General features: G+C 69.1%; 22 protein-coding genes. 16 read left to right on the forward strand and 6 right to left on the reverse strand.

The features are described from left to right. The first annotated feature begins 1 nt into the window (after window position 1). The 4 genes from rpsG to CBOVI_RS01810 all read left to right on the forward strand — a co-directional run bounded on the left by rpsG (window position 2) and on the right by CBOVI_RS01810 (window position 5758). Window positions 2-472 (forward strand): 30S ribosomal protein S7, encoded by a 471-nt coding sequence (gene rpsG / locus CBOVI_RS01795; protein WP_010268953.1) that lies wholly within the window; start codon window positions 2-4, stop codon window positions 470-472. Window positions 473-761: 289 nt separating this feature from the next. Then, on the forward strand, window positions 762-2876 hold the full coding sequence (gene fusA, locus CBOVI_RS01800) for an elongation factor G (protein WP_010268957.1): 2115 nt from the start codon (window positions 762-764) through the stop codon (window positions 2874-2876). Window positions 2877-3260: 384 nt separating this feature from the next. After that, entirely contained in the window at window positions 3261-4451 is a 1191-nt protein-coding gene (gene tuf, locus CBOVI_RS01805) for an elongation factor Tu (protein WP_010268960.1), read from the forward strand. 281 nt (window positions 4452-4732) lie between these two features. After that, a complete protein-coding gene (locus tag CBOVI_RS01810) occupies window positions 4733-5758 on the forward strand; it encodes a nuclease-related domain-containing protein (protein WP_010268963.1) in 1026 nt (341 codons plus the stop codon). A gap of 143 nt (window positions 5759-5901) precedes the next feature. Here the strand turns inward: CBOVI_RS01810 and CBOVI_RS01815 are convergent, their stop codons facing one another. The 6 genes from CBOVI_RS01815 to CBOVI_RS01840 form a co-directional block, all read right to left on the reverse strand. After that, the gene (locus CBOVI_RS01815; RefSeq protein WP_010268967.1) at window positions 5902-6465 is read right to left on the reverse strand and encodes a hypothetical protein; all 564 of its coding nucleotides are present in this window, start codon (window positions 6463-6465) and stop codon (window positions 5902-5904) included. Further along, a complete protein-coding gene (locus CBOVI_RS01820) occupies window positions 6462-7229 on the reverse strand; it encodes a DUF6286 domain-containing protein (protein ID WP_010268970.1) in 768 nt (255 codons plus the stop codon). Before CBOVI_RS01820 ends, CBOVI_RS01815 begins: the two co-directional genes overlap by 4 nt. Beyond that, entirely contained in the window at window positions 7226-8701 is a 1476-nt protein-coding gene (locus CBOVI_RS01825) for an Asp23/Gls24 family envelope stress response protein (RefSeq protein ID WP_010268972.1), read from the reverse strand. Before CBOVI_RS01825 ends, CBOVI_RS01820 begins: the two co-directional genes overlap by 4 nt. 5 nt (window positions 8702-8706) lie before the next feature. Then, entirely contained in the window at window positions 8707-8895 is a 189-nt protein-coding gene (locus tag CBOVI_RS01830; RefSeq protein WP_010268976.1) for a hypothetical protein, read from the reverse strand. Window positions 8896-8906: 11 nt separating this feature from the next. Beyond that, a complete protein-coding gene (locus tag CBOVI_RS01835; RefSeq protein WP_010268980.1) occupies window positions 8907-9368 on the reverse strand; it encodes a hypothetical protein in 462 nt (153 codons plus the stop codon). A 105-nt stretch (window positions 9369-9473) separates the two neighbouring features. Then, window positions 9474-10019 (reverse strand): Asp23/Gls24 family envelope stress response protein, encoded by a 546-nt coding sequence (locus tag CBOVI_RS01840; protein ID WP_010268984.1) that lies wholly within the window; start codon window positions 10017-10019, stop codon window positions 9474-9476. A 528-nt stretch (window positions 10020-10547) separates the two neighbouring features. Between CBOVI_RS01840 and CBOVI_RS01845 the strand changes: the two genes are divergently transcribed. From CBOVI_RS01845 to rpsQ, 12 genes are all read left to right on the forward strand, one after another. Beyond that, window positions 10548-10697, forward strand: coding sequence for a hypothetical protein (locus tag CBOVI_RS01845; RefSeq protein ID WP_157998196.1), 150 nt, complete (start codon window positions 10548-10550; stop codon window positions 10695-10697). Between the two features lie 460 nt (window positions 10698-11157). Beyond that, entirely contained in the window at window positions 11158-11463 is a 306-nt protein-coding gene (rpsJ, locus tag CBOVI_RS01850) for a 30S ribosomal protein S10 (protein WP_010120790.1), read from the forward strand. Between the two features lie 41 nt (window positions 11464-11504). Then, window positions 11505-12161, forward strand: coding sequence for a 50S ribosomal protein L3 (gene rplC, locus CBOVI_RS01855; protein ID WP_010269008.1), 657 nt, complete (start codon window positions 11505-11507; stop codon window positions 12159-12161). Next, window positions 12158-12823: a 50S ribosomal protein L4 gene (rplD, locus tag CBOVI_RS01860; RefSeq protein ID WP_010269011.1), complete on the forward strand. Its 666-nt coding sequence runs from the start codon at window positions 12158-12160 to the stop codon at window positions 12821-12823. The genes rplC and rplD overlap by 4 nt, the downstream gene beginning before the upstream one ends. Then, complete coding sequence (rplW, locus tag CBOVI_RS01865; RefSeq protein WP_010269014.1) at window positions 12820-13125, forward strand: 50S ribosomal protein L23; 306 nt, start codon at window positions 12820-12822, stop codon at window positions 13123-13125. Before rplD ends, rplW begins: the two co-directional genes overlap by 4 nt. Window positions 13126-13159: 34 nt before the next feature. Beyond that, window positions 13160-14002 carry a 50S ribosomal protein L2 gene (gene rplB / locus CBOVI_RS01870; RefSeq protein ID WP_010269020.1) on the forward strand — a complete coding sequence of 281 codons (843 nt, stop codon included), beginning with the start codon at window positions 13160-13162 and terminating at the stop codon, window positions 14000-14002. A gap of 15 nt (window positions 14003-14017) precedes the next feature. Next, entirely contained in the window at window positions 14018-14296 is a 279-nt protein-coding gene (rpsS, locus tag CBOVI_RS01875) for a 30S ribosomal protein S19 (RefSeq protein ID WP_010269028.1), read from the forward strand. A 3-nt stretch (window positions 14297-14299) separates the two neighbouring features. After that, entirely contained in the window at window positions 14300-14662 is a 363-nt protein-coding gene (rplV, locus tag CBOVI_RS01880; protein WP_010269031.1) for a 50S ribosomal protein L22, read from the forward strand. Further along, entirely contained in the window at window positions 14662-15411 is a 750-nt protein-coding gene (rpsC, locus tag CBOVI_RS01885) for a 30S ribosomal protein S3 (protein ID WP_010269034.1), read from the forward strand. The genes rplV and rpsC overlap by 1 nt, the downstream gene beginning before the upstream one ends. A 2-nt stretch (window positions 15412-15413) precedes the next feature. Next, on the forward strand, window positions 15414-15830 hold the full coding sequence (rplP, locus tag CBOVI_RS01890) for a 50S ribosomal protein L16 (RefSeq protein WP_010269036.1): 417 nt from the start codon (window positions 15414-15416) through the stop codon (window positions 15828-15830). Continuing rightward, a complete protein-coding gene (gene rpmC, locus CBOVI_RS01895) occupies window positions 15830-16063 on the forward strand; it encodes a 50S ribosomal protein L29 (RefSeq protein WP_010269039.1) in 234 nt (77 codons plus the stop codon). The genes rplP and rpmC overlap by 1 nt, the downstream gene beginning before the upstream one ends. After that, window positions 16060-16344, forward strand: a complete 285-nt coding sequence (gene rpsQ / locus CBOVI_RS01900) for a 30S ribosomal protein S17 (protein WP_029157872.1) — start codon at window positions 16060-16062, stop codon at window positions 16342-16344. The genes rpmC and rpsQ overlap by 4 nt, the downstream gene beginning before the upstream one ends. The last annotated feature ends 61 nt before the right edge of the window (window positions 16345-16405 follow it).

Consider the following 16405-nt stretch of genomic DNA (forward strand, 5'->3'; position numbering starts at 1 on the left):
AATGCCGCGTAAGGGCCCCGCACCCTCCCGTCCCGTCGTCAAGGATCCGGTCTACGGTGACGTCATCGTCACCCAGCTCGTGAACAAGGTCCTCCTCGACGGCAAGAAGTCCACCGCCGAGCGCATCGTCTACGGTGCCCTCGAGACGTGCCGTGAGAAGACCGGCACGGACCCGGTGCTCACGCTGAAGAAGGCCCTCGACAACGTCAAGCCGGCCCTCGAGGTCCGCTCCCGCCGTGTCGGTGGCGCCACCTACCAGGTGCCCGTCGAGGTCCGCCCGGGCCGCGCGACGACCCTCGCGCTGCGCTGGCTGGTGACCTTCACCCGGCAGCGGCGTGAGAACACCATGACCGAGCGTCTCGCCAACGAGATCCTCGACGCCTCCAACGGCCTCGGCGCGTCCGTCAAGCGGCGCGAGGACACCCACAAGATGGCCGAGGCCAACCGCGCGTTCGCGCACTACCGCTGGTGACAGCGGGGTGCGGTGCGTGACGCGCCGCGCCCTGTCCGCGCCTCCCGCACGACCCGCCCGACGGCGGGCCCCGGGAGGGTGCGGATGCGAGCCTGAGGTTCCGGTTCCCCCCGTCCCGGCGGCACTCCGCCGACCCACGGACGGGGGCCGGGAAAACCCCCGCTCGCCGAGCCGGCTTCCCATGAAGCTGGCACAATAGAACGAGACCAGTTTCGCCCGTGACCGCGGTCCGTGCACCACCCTGCGCGGACCCAGGTCGCTTGAAGAAGAAATGAGCGGGGTTTTCCCAGTGGCACTTGAAGCGTTGACCGACCTGAAGAAGGTCCGCAACATCGGCATCATGGCGCACATCGATGCCGGTAAGACCACCACGACCGAGCGCATCCTGTACTACACCGGCATCAACCGCAAGATCGGTGAGACCCACGACGGTGCGTCGACGATGGACTGGATGGACCAGGAGAAGGAGCGCGGCATCACGATCACGTCGGCCGCGACGACCTGCTTCTGGAACGGCAACCAGATCAACATCATCGACACGCCCGGTCACGTCGACTTCACGGTCGAGGTCGAGCGCTCCCTGCGCGTGCTCGACGGTGCGGTCGCGGTCTTCGACGCGAAGGAAGGCGTCGAGCCCCAGTCCGAGCAGGTGTGGCGGCAGGCGACCAAGTACGACGTCCCGCGCATCTGCTTCGTGAACAAGATGGACAAGCTCGGCGCGGACTTCTACTTCACCGTCGACACCATCATCAACCGCCTCGGCGCGAAGCCGCTGGTCATGCAGCTCCCGATCGGCACGGAGGACAACTTCGACGGCGTCGTCGACCTCCTCAACATGCAGGCGATCACGTGGCCCGGCACCGTCGAGATCGGCGCCGAGCCGACGATCGAGGAGATCCCGGACGACCTCAAGGACAAGGCCGCCGAGTACCGCGAGAAGCTCGTCGAGGCCGTCGCCGAGTCCGACGAGGAGCTCATGGAGCGCTACTTCTCGGGCGAGGAGATCACGGTCGACGAGCTCAAGACGCACATCCGCAAGCTCACGATCAACTCCGAGGTCTACCCGGTCTACTGCGGGTCCGCCTACAAGAACAAGGGCATCCAGCCGATGCTCGACGCCGTCATCGACTTCCTCCCGAACCCGATGGACGTCGGCTCGATCCAGGGCCACGACGTCAACGACCCGGAGAAGGTCCTGACCCGTCAGCCGTCCAAGGACGAGCCGTTCTCGGCCCTCGCCTTCAAGGTCGCGACGCACCCGTTCTTCGGCCGCCTCATCTACGTCCGCGTGTACTCCGGCTCCGTCGAGTCCGGCGCGCAGGTCTTCAACGCGACCAAGGGCAAGAAGGAGCGCATCGGCAAGCTCTTCCAGATGCACTCCAACAAGGAGCAGCCGGTCGACAAGGCCTCCGCGGGCCACATCTACGCCTTCATCGGTCTCAAGGACACGACGACCGGTGACACACTGTGCGACTCGAACGACCAGATCATCCTGGAGTCCATGGACTTCCCGGACCCGGTCATCAAGGTCTCCATCGAGCCGAAGACGAAGTCCGACCAGGAGAAGCTGGGCACCGCGATCCAGAAGCTCTCCGAGGAGGACCCGACCTTCACCGTCGAGCTCGACGAGGAGACCGGCCAGACCGTCGTCGGCGGCATGGGCGAGCTCCACCTCGACGTCTTCGTCGACCGCATGAAGCGCGAGTTCAAGGTCGAGGCGAACGTCGGCGCCCCGCAGGTCGCGTACCGCGAGACGATCCGCAAGCCCGTTGAGAAGCTCGAGTTCACGCACAAGAAGCAGACCGGTGGTTCCGGCCAGTTCGCCCGCGTCATCATCGCGATCGAGCCCTACGAGAACCCCGAGGACCCCGAGGAGATGTACCTCTTCGACAACCAGGTCACGGGTGGCCGCGTGCCGAAGGAGTACATCCCCTCCGTCGACGCCGGTATCCAGGACGCGATGCAGTACGGCTACCTCGCCGGCTTCCCGCTGGTGAACATCAAGGCCACGCTGCTCGACGGCGCCTACCACGAGGTCGACTCCTCCGAGATGGCGTTCAAGATCGCCGGTTCCCAGGCGCTCAAGGAGGCCGTCGCCAAGGCGAAGCCGGTCCTGCTCGAGCCGCTCATGGCCGTCGAGATCACGACCCCCGAGGAGTACATGGGCGAGGTCATCGGCGACGTGAACTCCCGCCGTGGCCAGGTCCAGTCCATGGAGGACCGTGCCGGCGCGAAGGTCGTCAAGGCCCGCGTGCCGCTGTCCGAGATGTTCGGGTACGTCGGTGACCTGCGGTCCAAGACCCAGGGTCGCGCGAACTACTCGATGATCTTCGACTCCTACGGTGAGGTTCCCGCGAACGTCTCCCAGGAGATCATCGCGGAGCGGACCGGCGGCTCCCACTAGCCGGTCCCGGTGACCGCCGGTCCCGTCGCCCCGAGCGGGTGACGGGGGACCGGTGGCACCGCACCCCCTCCCCACGGGACAACGGGTCCCGACGGGGTAGGGGCCAGCACGTCGTATTCACCTCGTCACCACCGCACGGTGGGCCCGGCTGCCGGTTTCCGCAATCGGTGCCGGTGAAGTAGGATGCGGTGTGCTGGCCGTTACCCGGTAGACCAGGTGCGGGTCAGCGGCGTGAAACGCCGGTGACCGGGCACTGACATGCTGACAACGGCAAAAGTAAGGTCGGGGAGGTCGGGGCCACGCAACCGGCGTGGAGTCCGCCCCCGGAAGCACGTCATGTGGCTGCGAGAGTCGTAGCCACCGAGAAGTCCAGGAGGACACAAAGTGGCGAAGGCTAAGTTCGAGCGTACTAAGCCGCACGTTAACATCGGTACCATCGGTCACGTCGACCACGGCAAGACCACCACCACGGCTGCCATCACCAAGGTTCTGGCCGACACCTACCCGGACCTGAACCAGGCCTTCGCGTTCGACGCCATCGACAAGGCGCCGGAGGAGAAGGAGCGTGGTATCACGATCAACATCTCCCACGTCGAGTACCAGACGGAGAAGCGCCACTACGCGCACGTCGACGCCCCGGGCCACGCGGACTACATCAAGAACATGATCACCGGTGCCGCCCAGATGGACGGCGCGATCCTCGTCGTGGCCGCCACCGACGGCCCGATGCCGCAGACCCGTGAGCACGTCCTCCTGGCCCGTCAGGTCGGTGTGCCCTACATCCTCGTCGCCCTCAACAAGTGCGACATGGTCGACGACGAGGACCTCATCGAGCTCGTCGAGATGGAGGTCCGTGAGCTCCTCGCCGAGCAGGACTACGACGAGGACGCCCCGATCATCCACATCTCCGCCCTCAAGGCCCTCGAGGGTGACCCGGAGTGGACGCAGCGCATCGTCGACCTCATGAAGGCCTGCGACGACGCCATCCCGGATCCGGAGCGCGAGACGGACAAGCCGTTCCTCATGCCGATCGAGGACATCTTCACGATCACCGGCCGCGGCACCGTCGTCACGGGCCGTGTCGAGCGTGGCATCCTCAACGTCAACGAGGAGGTCGAGATCCTGGGTATCTGCGAGAACTCCCAGAAGACGACCGTCACCTCCATCGAGATGTTCAACAAGTTCCTCGACACGGCCGAGGCCGGCGACAACGCCGCCCTGCTGCTCCGTGGCCTGAAGCGCGAGGACGTCGAGCGTGGCCAGATCGTGGCCAAGCCGGGCGCCTACACGCCGCACACCGAGTTCGAGGGCTCCGTGTACATCCTCTCCAAGGACGAGGGTGGCCGCCACACGCCGTTCTTCGACAACTACCGTCCGCAGTTCTACTTCCGGACGACCGACGTCACCGGCGTCGTCAAGCTGCCGGAGGGCACCGACATGGTCATGCCGGGCGACAACGTCGACATGTCCGTCACGCTGATCCAGCCGGTCGCGATGGACGAGGGCCTGCGGTTCGCCATCCGTGAGGGTGGCCGCACCGTCGGCGCCGGCCGCGTCACCAAGATCACCAAGTAAGGAGCCGCCCCGACGCTCCGGCGGTCACGCCGGCGGAGCGCAGGCGCCCTCACTGCGAACAACGCCTCACCCGGGTTTTTCCCGGGTGGGGCGTTGTCGTGTGTCAGGGGGTGGTGGCGAGGCGCCGTGAGTGTTGATCCCCGCGTCGCCGCGGATGGTGGCGACGTTCCGGACCCCGTGTGCGCTGCCCGCCGGGTTGTGGGGCACGGTCCCCGTTCGCGTGGCCCGGGGGTCCTGCAGTAGCTACCGTGTGCTGACAGACACCTGAGAGGACACCGGCGATGGCACGACGATCCGGCACCAGACCCCCCGGCGGCGGGGCGTGGTCCCTGTTCCACGAACTCGCGATCCCCGTCGAGATCGCCCGGCTCAACGCCGACCCGAACTCCGGCGTGACCTACCGGCTCCCTGAGCCGACGGCGCCTCCGACCAGGCCCCGTTCCCGCTACCTGGTCATGGCCATCGGCTCGTGCCTGTTGTACTGGGTCTGCTCACTGATGGCCATCTCGGTCGACATGAGCGGCATCGGCAACGCCGCCCTCGTGATCGGAGCGGTGCTGGTTGTCGTGCTCATCGTGCGACGGGTCAGGTACAGGGCCCGCTGCAGGGCGGCGGCGCGGTCCCCTTTCGACGACATCCCGACGTCGGTCTTCGAGAAGTTCGGACCGACCGTCAACGAGGCCGTGCGGCTCGCACGGCAGCGCGACCGCCGGGCGTTCACGGACCGGTTCGAGTACTACGACGTCGAGATCGTCAACGCGGCGATGGGGGCGGCAACCGAGGAGTGGATCGGAGCGTCGCTGGAGTCCACCCTCCCTGAGACCTGGGACATCGCGCACGACGTCCTGATCCTGTCCGAGCCCCCTGCCACCGGGGTCAGCGCCAACATCGACCACCTCCTGTCCGGCCCGGCGGGACTGGTCATGGTGGACGCGAAGCACTGGATCGGCGAGACCGTGCTCGCGGAGGATGGACGGCTGGTGCGCTACCGCGGCCCGTCACGGCAGAAGGCCGTCGAGACGTGCCTGTTCGAGGCGTCGTGTCTCGCGGTTCCACCGGTGGAGATCGTCATCGCCGTTGACGGTGGCACCGTCCGCGACGGGTTCATCCGCGTGCCCCGGGTCAATCCGTCCCTGCCGGACATCCCCGTGGCCGTGGTGGAGTGGTCCCTGGCCGGCGTACCTGGAAACCATGGATCCGGATGTCCCCATCGACCTGGACCGGCTGATCGCCGCGTCGCCGCGGGTGGTGGCGGGGTAGGCGCGCCGCACGCGGGAGGGGAGCGCCTCCGCGCGGGGACGGCGTAGGCGCACGTCCCCCCAGGACGTGTGGCAGCGTGGCGGCAGCCACCCGGGCACAGACGACGGCCCCGGTGGGGTCCTCCGTGGGGAGGGCCCGCACCGGGGCCGGCGGTGTCGGGACCGGGGTGGGCGCTCACGCGCTCACGCGCTCAGCCGCTGGTGTCCACCCGGTCGAGCTGGATGATGAAGCGCGGCCGGATGTCCTGCCCCGGCAGCGCGTCGCGGATGTCCCGGCGGGCCTGGCGGCACGCCGCGGCGAGGTCGTTCATGTCCGTCTCCGCGGGGGCGTTGACGGTGACGGAGATGACCTTCGTCCCCCGGTCGTCGACCGCGCGGTGGTCGGAGGTGCGGACGCCCTCGAGCTGCCGGAACGAGTCCGCGACCGCGGCCGCGACATCGCCCGGGTGGACGGAGATGACGCCGGTGGCCGTCGAGGCGGGGGCGATCTGCCCGCCGACCCGACGGCGCTCGATGTTCATGATGATGAACACGAGCCCGAGGATGAGGGCGACGACGCCGATGCCGATGACGACGGCCTCGTAGTTCGACTGTCCGGGCAGGTCGCGCCAGAAGTCCTTGTTGGCGTACCCGCCGACCTTCTGCGCCCACGGGTTGTCGATCTGGAGGCCGATGCCCCACAGCGCGAGGAACGCGAGCACGAGGAACAGCAGGAACACGAGGAACCGGTTGAGGAATGCCTTGCCTTGGCTCATCGGGACTCACCTCCGGTCGTGATGCGGACGGTGACCGTCGGCGGGGAGGCCAGCAGCCGGGTCCGGGCGGTGACGGCCTCGGTGATCCGACGCTCGACCTCGCCGTTGTCGACGGCGGCGACCGCGGTCACGGTCACCTTCTTCCGGGTGGCGACGCTGTGCGCCCGGAGCACACCGTGGACGCGGCGCGCGGCGGCGGTGCTCATGCGCGCGACGTCGACGGGGCGCATCCACGCCGCGGTGTTGTCGCCGACACCGATGTGGGTCCGCGCCCGGGGCTTGAGGACGAGCCACAGGACGAGGAGCGCGAGGACGGCGCACACGATGGCCACGGGGAACATCCACGACTGGAACGTGAGGTCCCCGAGCCACGTGAACACCGGCTCGAGCCACTGGCCGCCGGAGACGACGTCCTGCATGACGAGGATGTCGTGCACGGCGACGCCGCACAGGCAGAGGAAGAGCAGCCCGATAAACATGACCAGCCACCGGGCGGCGGGGGAGGCCTTCGGCTCCGGCGCGGCCTCGACGGCCCCGGCGGAGGTGTCGACGCCGTCGGACGACGCCGCGGCCCCGCCGGTGGCCTGCGGGCCACCCGTGGCGGACCGGGGTCCGGTGCCGGCGGCGGCGTGGGGCGTGTCGTCGGAGACGGTGAGGGGCGCGGCGAAGCGCCCCGACGGCTCCGGGCGGTAGGTGTCACCGCTCAGGCCGCGTGGGCCGTGGGGTCGGGTACCGGACGGGTCGGCACTGCGTGTCGCTGTCACTGGTCTCCCCTTTCTCTCGCGGTGGTGGAGCCGGACCCGGTCGACGCCGGGGAGGCGTGGCCGTGGGCGGCGGTGGACCGGGTGGCCGTGGCTGTGCCGTCGGTGCCGTTTCCGTCGGTGCCGGTGCCGGCACCGTTCGTCCCGGCGCCGTCCGCACCCGTGTCGTCGCCGTGGGAGGCGTCGGCGTCCGGGTCGTCCGTACGGAGGCCGAGCTGGTACTCCAGCCGGGCGCGCTGCCGCGACGGACGGACGGTGACCTCGCGGGTGCCGTGGGTCTCGGCGGGGACGTCGACGTCGATCACCGGCGTGGGCCGCACGTGGACCTCGTCGAGGTCGCGGCGACGGGACTGCGGGTAGATCGTGACGTCGAGCCCCTGCGGCGTCGGCACGGCGTCGACCGGGAGGCCCTCCGGGGTCGGGATCGTCCGGACGGGGAGACCCTCCGGGGTCGGGATGTCCCGGGTGAGGCGGAGGCCGTCGGCCCGGCCGACGGGGCGCAGCTCGCGGCCCGTCGGGACGCGGGGCACATAGACCTCCGGCTCGGGCTGCCGCGGGAAACGCTGCACGGGCAGGCCACGCGGGGTGGTGATGCGGCGCAGCTCCGGCTCCGGGGGCGTCGGCACGGCCGCCGGCTGGACCGGACGGGGCGTGACGACGGGCGTGAGCGGGTGCGGCGCCGGGGTCTCCACGGACGCGACGTGCGGGGCCGGCGGGACGCTCACCGGGGTGAGCGGCTGCGGCTCCGGGGCCTCCGGGTGCCGGACGTCGACGGGGCGCGGGGCCTCGACGGACCGGACGACCGGCGGCTCCGGCGCGGTGACGTGGCGGACCTCGGGCAGCTCCCCGGCGGAGACCGGGGTGAGCGTGACGTCGTCGATCGGCTGCGGATGCTGCAGCTCACGCGGGATGAGCCGCTCCTCGGTCTCCGGGGAGACGACGTCGAGCGGGTCGGCGTAGACCCGGTGGAGCTCCGGGGTCCGCGGCGCGGCGAGGAGCTCGTCGACCGTGACCTGGTCCCGGCGGCCGTGCGCGGAGCCGGCCCCCGGGGTCCCGGAGGCGGACGACGTCGAGCTGTCGGCGGCGACGAGGGTGACGACGTCGACGTTGACGGCGACGACCGGCACCCCCGTCGTGTGCTCGATCCACTCCGCGACGGTCTCGCGGGTGGCCTGGGCGACGGCGACGACGGGGCTCGGCCAGCGGACGGCGATCTGGGCGTCGACGGACGCGGCGCGCTCCGCCGGGGCGACCCGGATGTCGAAGCGGGGCAGCGACCGGCCGGTGAGGCGGTTGAGGCCGCTGGCGTGCTCGATGACGCCCGGGACGCTCAGCGCGGCCCGGCGGGCGATCCGGTCGAGGATCTTCTCGTCGATCTCGGTGTGCCGGCGCTGCTCGGCGTACGCGGCGGCCCGGGGATGGGTCGTCGTGTCACCGGCCGCGCCCGGCGGGGTCGTGGGAGGGGACTGGGACACGGCGATCAGCCCCGGCCGCGGGTGCTCTGCGAGAAGATGGAGCGCAGGTCGACGACGCCCTCGAGGTGCGCGCCGATGAGTCCGCCGACGCCGCAGAGGACCAGGACGACGAGGAAGCCCGTGACGCCCTGCCAGAGAGCCCCGACTGCGAGCAGGAATCCTGCGAGGATGCCGAGAAGAGTTGCGTATTTCATGGTGTCTGCTCCTAGTTGTTCCGCTGGTGGTCCGGACCGGTGCCGGGGCCGGTGCGCCCGGTCCCCGTCACGGTGTCGGTGAAGCGTTTCGCCCCGGGGAACCCGCGGGGGATCCGGGAGCGGACCCGACGGCCGGCACCCGTGAGGACCCGCCCGGCGGTGCGCCGGACGGTCCGTGAGACGGAGGACGTCGCCACGACCTGCCCCCGCGACCGCATCGCCGCCGCGCGGCGTCGGATCTCCTCCGAGTACTGGTCGGCGAGATCCTGGGCCTGGCGGGCGACGTCGTCGGGGATGAAGGACGGCAGGGTCACCGACTCGCGTCGGGCCCACTGCTCGTCGAGCCGGCGGAGCTCCCTGATGAGACGGTCGTCGGAGCCGCCCCGGTCGGGGTGGTTCTCGCGGATGATCGCCCGGCGGCGCCGGAGGTACTCCGGGTCGTCGCGGAAACGGGGGGAACTCGTGCTGCTCATCGTCGTCCAGGGGGGTCGGACGCCCGGTCGGTGGGGACCGGGCGGGGTGGGGCGGCACCACCGGGGACGCCGGTGGCCGGGGACCTGCCGGAGGTGCCCGGGGCCTTACTGGACCCGGGAGCGCTCCTGCTGCTCGTTCTGCTCGTCGTCGTCCTCGTCGTCCTCCGGGAGGTGGACGTCGTGGACCGTGACGTTGACCTCGGTGACCTCGAGGCCGGTCATGCGCTCGACGGAGATGAGGATGTTGCGGCGGATCGCCTCGGCGAGCTCGTGGATGGCGACGCCGTACTCCGCGACGATGCTGATGTCGACGGCGGCCTGGCGGTCGCCGACCTCGACGGAGACGCCCTGCTGGACGTTCACGCGGCCGCCCGGGATGCGCTCCCGGAGGGCGCCGACGACGCGGGCGGTGCCGCCACCGAGGTCGTGGACACCGGTGACCTCGCGGGCGGCCATGCCGGCGATCTTGGAGACGACGACGTCCGCGACGGAGGTGCGGCCGTGGTCGGTGAAGAGGTCGGAGCCGTCCGTGGTGGAGACCTCGGAGCCCGAGCCGGCGGGCGTGGAGCCGTTACGGGTGGCGGGCTTCTGGGAGCCGTTGCTGGAGGTGGTGGTGTTCCGGTCGTTGTTCTTGTCGTTGCTCTCGCTCACGGTGAACTCCTCGTTCGGATCGGTGTGGCAGATGGTCGGTGATACACCCGGTACAGCCTGGACCCCCGGCAGCGGGCGGGACCCGGTGCCGTGGCCGGAACCGTGTCCGACACCGTGGGCTCCGTCGGGCGCACCCCGCGGGCGGGGTGCGGGACCCGGGGTGCCGTGAGGGCCGTCACGACGCCGAGGCGTCAGGGCGGCGGCCGGTCTGCGGCGTACCGTGCGGCCCAGGGTAGTGAAAACTGTGGGAGAGGCGGCGGGGCCGCGGGGGAGGTCTCCGGGGGGCGGGGAGGTGGCCGGGGGAGGGGGCCGTCGGAACCCTTTACCTCCTTCCCAGGTCAGCGGCACCGACCGGGGTCGTTGACGGGGCCGGGGGTGGGGGTACGACGACGTGCGGGTGCGGTGGTCGGGACCCGGTTCCGGGGCGGTCCGGGGGAGAGGGGGAGACGGGTGCCGACGATTTGGTGGGCTGGACGGCGACGTGCTTAAATGGCCGACGTTGCTTTGACACGGCGCATGAGGCCGTGGGTGTCAGTCACGACGACCGCACCGACCGCACCGCTCCGGCCACCGGCCGGGGGCGGCCACGTCGGTGGGGTGGGAGCAGGTCAGCCGTACCGGAACTGCCTGCACCACACGACGGACCCCGCGGACGAGACGGCGTCGATGGTGAAGTGAGCATGATCCGCCGTCAGTGGACACCGGTTCACCGGTCGGACGGAGGCCGTTCCCGAACGGTCACCGCCCCCGGGACGAGGTCCCACTGCGCGGTACTCTGCGCGGGAACGGGCGACACGCCCGACCGCGGGTGCCGGGCGGGGCATGGCAAGTAAACAGCGGCAGTAGTGAAGGCCCGTCACGCGGACCGTACGCACCGGCACCACCGGAGAGATCCGGGGCGCCCGGCGTCGGCCCACACGGGGGACCCCTTCCGACGCGGATGCAGGACATCCGGTGCTCTCCGACGACGGAGGGTGCGCTGACCCGGTGTTTACGACGCCGTGGCCGGCCCGCCACCGTCGTTCAACGGACTGCAAGCGAACTGGCGTCTGTTCCAGCCCCCGGCCGGACAGCGTGGACAAAGACAAGAAGCCGTCAGCCCCCGGGAGACCGGGACGCGGCGAGGAAGAGGACTAGCGTGGCGGGACAGAAGATCCGCATCAGGCTCAAGGCCTACGATCACGAGGCAATCGACGCTTCCGCGAAGAAGATCGTCGAGACGGTCACCAGGACCGGCGCCCGGGTTGTCGGCCCTGTGCCTCTGCCCACAGAAAAGAACGTGTACTGCGTCATCCGCTCGCCGCACAAGTACAAGGACTCGCGCGAGCACTTCGAGATGCGTACGCACAAGCGACTGATCGACATCCTCGACCCGACGCCGAAGACCGTTGACGCCCTCATGCGCATCGATCTTCCGGCCAGCGTCGACGTGAACATTCAGTGAGCCTGGACTCGAGTCTGAACTAAGGCAGCGGAGACAAGATTATGAGTGATATTGAGATCAAGGGCCTCCTGGGCAAGAAGCTCGGCATGACCCAGATCTTCGACGAGGACAACCGGGTGGTCCCGGTGACCGTCGTCGAGGCTGGGCCGTGTGTCGTCACCCAGGTGCGCACCACCGACACCGACGGCTACGAGGCCGTCCAGATCGCCTTCGGGGAGATCGACCCGCGCAAGGTCAACAAGCCGGGCAGCGGGCACTTCAAGAAGGCGGGCGTCACCCCGCGCCGCCACGTCACGGAGATCCGCGTCGCGGACGCCTCCGCGTACGAGGTCGGCCAGGACGTCACCGTCGACATCTTCAGCGATGTCGAGTTCGTGGACGTCACCGGCACCTCGAAGGGCAAGGGCTTCGCCGGCGCCATGAAGCGTCACGGCTTCGCCGGCCAGGGTGCGGCCCACGGTAACCAGGCCGCCCACCGCCGCGTCGGCGGCATCGGCGCCTGCGCGACCCCGGGCCGTGTCTTCAAGGGCAAGCGCATGGCCGGCCGCATGGGCAACAACCGGGTGACCCTGCAGAACCTCCGGGTCGCCAAGGTTGACGCCGAGTCGAACCTGCTCCTCATCAAGGGTGCAGTTCCCGGAATCAACGGCGGCGTTGTCGTCGTCAAGACCGCAGTGAAGGGCGGTGCACACGCATGAGCAACCTGAAGCTCGATGTCCAGACCGCTGACGGCACGACCAACGGCACGGTGGACCTCCCGGCCTCGATCTTCGACGTCGAGGTCAGCGTCCCCCTGATGCACCAGGTCGTCGTGGCCCAGCTCGCGGCCAAGCGCCAGGGCACCCACGCCACGAAGACCCGTGGTGAGGTCCGTGGCGGTGGCCGGAAGCCGTTCCGTCAGAAGGGCACCGGCCGTGCCCGTCAGGGTTCCATCCGCGCACCGCACTTCACCGGCGGTGGCACGGTCCACGGCCCGCAGCCGCGGGACTACGACCAGCGGACCCCGAAGAAGATGAAGGCCGCCGCGCTGCGGGGCGCCCTCTCCGACCGGGTCCGGCACGACCGGATCCACGTCGTCGAGGAGCTCGTCCCCGGCCAGACCCCCTCGACGAAGGCCGCCCGGACCTTCATCGAGCGCCTGACCGACCGCAAGTCCGTTCTGCTGGTCCTCGGTCGCGAGGACGTCACCGGCTGGAAGTCCGCGAACAACCTGCCGAACGTGCACATCCTCGCCAGCGACCAGCTCAACACCTACGACGTCCTGAACGCTGACGATGTCGTGTTCTCCGTGGAGGCGCTGACCACGTTCATCGCCGCCGCCGAGGCCCGCTCCGCGGCTGTGAAGGAGGAGGCAAAGTGAGCACCATCACAGACCCGCGCGACATCATCCTCGCTCCGGTCGTCTCGGAGAAGTCCTACGGCCTGATGGAGCAGAACGTCTACACGTTCCTGGTGAACCCGGACTCCAACAAGACCCAGATCAAGATTGCCGTCGAGCAGATCTTCGGCGTGAAGGTCGCCAGCGTCAACACCTCGAACCGTCAGGGCAAGCGGAAGCGCACCCGGACCGGCTACGGGCAGCGCAAGGCCACCAAGCGCGCCATGGTGACCCTGGTCGCCGGCAGCGATCCCATCGACATCTTCGGCGGTTCGGCCGCCTAGGCCGCCACCAAGGAAGGTAGAGAGAAGCACAGTTATGGCTATTCGCAAGTACAAGCCGACTACGCCGGGTCGCCGCCAGAGCTCTGTCTCGAAGTTCGACGAGATCACTCGCTCGACCCCGGAGAAGTCTCTGCTGCGCCCGCTGTCCAAGTCCGGCGGCCGCAACGTCCACGGCCACATCACGACCCGTCACAAGGGTGGCGGCCACAAGCGCCGCTACCGTGTCATCGACTTCCGTCGGAACGACAAGGACGGGATCACCGCCAAGGTCGCCCACATCGAGTACGACCCGAACCGCACGGCGAACATCGCGCTGCTCCACTACATGGACGGCGAGAAGCGCTACATCATCGCGCCGAAGGGTCTGACCCAGGGCACCGTCGTGGAGTCCGGTCCGAACGCCGACATCAAGCCGGGCAACAACCTGCCGCTCCGCAACATCCCCACCGGTACGACGATCCACGCCGTGGAGCTCAAGCCGGGCGGCGGCGCGAAGATGGCCCGGTCCGCCGGCGCCTCGATCCAGCTGCTGGGTAAGGAAGGCAAGTACGCCGTCCTGCGTATGCCCTCCACCGAGATCCGTCGCGTCGACATCCGGTGCCGCGCCACCGTGGGTGAGGTCGGCAACGCCGACCAGATCAACATCCGCTGGGGCAAGGCCGGCCGTATGCGCTGGAAGGGCGTCCGCCCGACCGTCCGTGGTGTCGTCATGAACCCGGTCGACCACCCGCACGGCGGTGGTGAGGGCAAGACCTCCGGTGGTCGCCACCCGGTCTCCCCGTGGGGTCAGCCTGAGGGCCGCACCCGCAAGCCCAACCGTCCGAGCGACAAGATGATCGTCCGCCGTCGCCGCACCAACAAGAACAAGAAGCGCTAAAGGAGGTAGTTGAGAATGCCACGCAGCCTCAAGAAGGGCCCGTTCGTCGACGAACACCTCCTCGCGAAGGTGGACGCTCAGAACGAGAAGGGCACCAAGCAGGTCATCAAGACCTGGTCCCGTCGCTCCACGATCCTGCCGGACTTCATCGGCCACACGTTCGCCGTCCACGACGGGCGGAAGCACGTGCCGGTGTTCATCGACGATTCGATGGTCGGGCACAAGCTGGGCGAGTTCGCCCCGACGAAGACCTTCAAGGGTCACGTCAAGGACGACAAGAAGGGTCGGCGATAAGTCATGAGTGACACCGTCAACACCGCACGGGCGACGGCGCGGTTCGTCCGCGTCACGCCGATGAAGGCGCGTCGTGTCATCGACACGATCCGCGGCAAGTCGGTGGAGGACGCCCTCGCGATCCTGAAGTACGCCCCGCAGGCGGCGTCTGAGCCGGTCGCGAAGGTTGTCGCCTCCGCCGCCGCGAACGCCGAGAACAACGTCGGGCTCGACCCCCGCAGCCTCGTGGTCTCCGCCGCGTGGGCCGACGAGGGTCCGACGCTCAAGCGTTTCCGTCCGCGCGCCCAGGGACGTGCGTTCCACGTCCGCAAGCGCACAAGCCACATCACCGTGGTCGTCGAGAGCCAGAAGGGAAGTGCTCAGTAGTGGGCCAGAAAATCCACCCCCACGGCCTCCGGCTGGGCATCACGTCCGAGTGGCGCTCCCGCTGGTACGCCGACAAGCAGTACGCTGACTACCTCGCCGAGGACATCAAGATCCGTGAGTTCCTGTCCAAGGGCCTCGACCGCGCCGGCATCGCCGACGTCGTCATCGAGCGCACCCGGGACCGGGTCCGCGTCGACATCCACACGGCCCGTCCGGGCATCGTGATCGGTCGTCGCGGCTCCGAGGCCGACCGCATCCGCGGCCGCCTGGAGAAGCTCACCGGCAAGCAGGTGCAGCTGAACATCCTCGAGGTCAAGAACATCGACGCGAATGCGCAGCTCGTCGCGCAGTCGATCGCCGAGCAGCTGACCAACCGCGTGGCCTTCCGCCGCGCGATGCGGAAGGCCATCCAGAGCGCGATGCGCCAGCCGCAGGTCAAGGGCATCAAGGTCGTGTGCTCCGGTCGTCTCGGCGGCGCCGAGATGGGCCGCACCGAGCGCTACCACGAGGGTCGCGTTCCGCTGCACACGCTCCGCGCCGAGATCGACTACGGCACCTTCGAGGCCCACACCACCTTCGGCCGCATCGGCGTGAAGGTGTGGATCTACAAGGGTGACGTCGTCGGTGGACGGCGTGAGAGCCTCATCAACGCCCGCGACGACCGCCCGAACCGTGGCGGTCCCCGCCGGGAGCGTCCGCGCCGCGGCGGTGCCCGTCGCCAGCGTGCTGAGCAGAAGCAGGAGGGCTGACAATGCTGATCCCGAAGCGCGTCAAGTACCGGCGCCAGCACCGCCCCACCCGTCGCGGTGTGTCCAAGGGCGGGAACCGGGTCACCTTCGGTGACTACGGCCTCCAGGCCCTGGAGCCGACCTACATCACCAACCGGCAGATCGAGTCCGCGCGTATCGCCATCAACCGGCACGTCAAGCGTGGCGGCAAGGTGTGGATCAACATCTTCCCGGACCGCCCCCTGACCCAGAAGCCGCTCGGCGTGCGCATGGGTTCCGGTAAGGGCCCCGTGGAGAAGTGGGTCGCGAACGTCAAGCCGGGCCGGATCCTGTTCGAGATGAGCTACCCGAACGAGGAGATCGCCCTCGAGGCGCTCCGCCGCGCGGGTAACAAGCTCCCGTGCAAGGTCCGCATCGTGAAGAAGGAGGATCAGTTCTGATGGCTACCGGCATTCCGGCCCATGAGCTCCGTGAGCTCAACGACGCTGAGCTGACCACTCGCCTCCGTGAGGCGAAGGAGGAGCTGTTCAACCTCCGCTTCCAGTCGGCCACCGGCCAGCTGACCAACAACCGTCGTCTGGGCATCGTCAAGCGCGACATCGCCCGCATCTACACCGTCATGCGCGAGCGCGAGCTCGGCCTGTCGACCAACCCGGGCGGTGACGCCGCATGAGTGAGGCTAACGTGACTGAGACCAAGAAGGAGAAGGGCGCCCGCAAGGTCCGCAGCGGCTACGTGGTGTCCGACAAGATGAGCAAGACCATCGTGGTCGAGCTCGAGGACCGTAAGCAGCACTCGCTGTACGGCAAGATCATGCGCAGCAACACCAAGGTGAAGGCGCACGACGAGGAGGAGATCGCCGGTATCGGTGACCTCGTCCGGATCGAGGAGACGCGGCCGCTGTCCAAGGACAAGCACTTCCGTCTCGTCGAGATCATCGAGAAGGCGAAGTAGCCTGACCCCGGACTCCTGACCGGCGGCGACGCCGGCAGGTCCGACGGTCACGCACCGTCGT

Source organism: Corynebacterium bovis DSM 20582 = CIP 54.80 (assembly GCF_030408615.1).
Classification (GTDB): Bacteria; Actinomycetota; Actinomycetes; order Mycobacteriales; family Mycobacteriaceae; genus Corynebacterium; species Corynebacterium bovis.

Excerpts from the sequence above, each read along its gene's own strand:
- rpsG (WP_010268953.1), top strand. The coding sequence starts at position 2 with ATGCCGCGTAAGGGCCCCGCACCCTCCCGTCCCGTCGTCAAGGATCCG.
- CBOVI_RS01810 (WP_010268963.1), top strand. The coding sequence starts at position 4,733 with ATGGCACGACGATCCGGCACCAGACCCCCCGGCGGCGGGGCGTGGTCC.
- CBOVI_RS01815 (WP_010268967.1), bottom strand. The coding sequence starts at position 6,465 with ATGAGCCAAGGCAAGGCATTCCTCAACCGGTTCCTCGTGTTCCTGCTG.
- CBOVI_RS01830 (WP_010268976.1), bottom strand. The coding sequence starts at position 8,895 with ATGAAATACGCAACTCTTCTCGGCATCCTCGCAGGATTCCTGCTCGCA.
- CBOVI_RS01835 (WP_010268980.1), bottom strand. The coding sequence starts at position 9,368 with ATGAGCAGCACGAGTTCCCCCCGTTTCCGCGACGACCCGGAGTACCTC.
- rplC (WP_010269008.1), top strand. The coding sequence starts at position 11,505 with ATGAGTGATATTGAGATCAAGGGCCTCCTGGGCAAGAAGCTCGGCATG.
- rplD (WP_010269011.1), top strand. The coding sequence starts at position 12,158 with ATGAGCAACCTGAAGCTCGATGTCCAGACCGCTGACGGCACGACCAAC.
- rplB (WP_010269020.1), top strand. The coding sequence starts at position 13,160 with ATGGCTATTCGCAAGTACAAGCCGACTACGCCGGGTCGCCGCCAGAGC.
- rpsS (WP_010269028.1), top strand. The coding sequence starts at position 14,018 with ATGCCACGCAGCCTCAAGAAGGGCCCGTTCGTCGACGAACACCTCCTC.
- rplV (WP_010269031.1), top strand. The coding sequence starts at position 14,300 with ATGAGTGACACCGTCAACACCGCACGGGCGACGGCGCGGTTCGTCCGC.
- rplP (WP_010269036.1), top strand. The coding sequence starts at position 15,414 with ATGCTGATCCCGAAGCGCGTCAAGTACCGGCGCCAGCACCGCCCCACC.
- rpmC (WP_010269039.1), top strand. The coding sequence starts at position 15,830 with ATGGCTACCGGCATTCCGGCCCATGAGCTCCGTGAGCTCAACGACGCT.
- rpsQ (WP_029157872.1), top strand. The coding sequence starts at position 16,060 with ATGAGTGAGGCTAACGTGACTGAGACCAAGAAGGAGAAGGGCGCCCGC.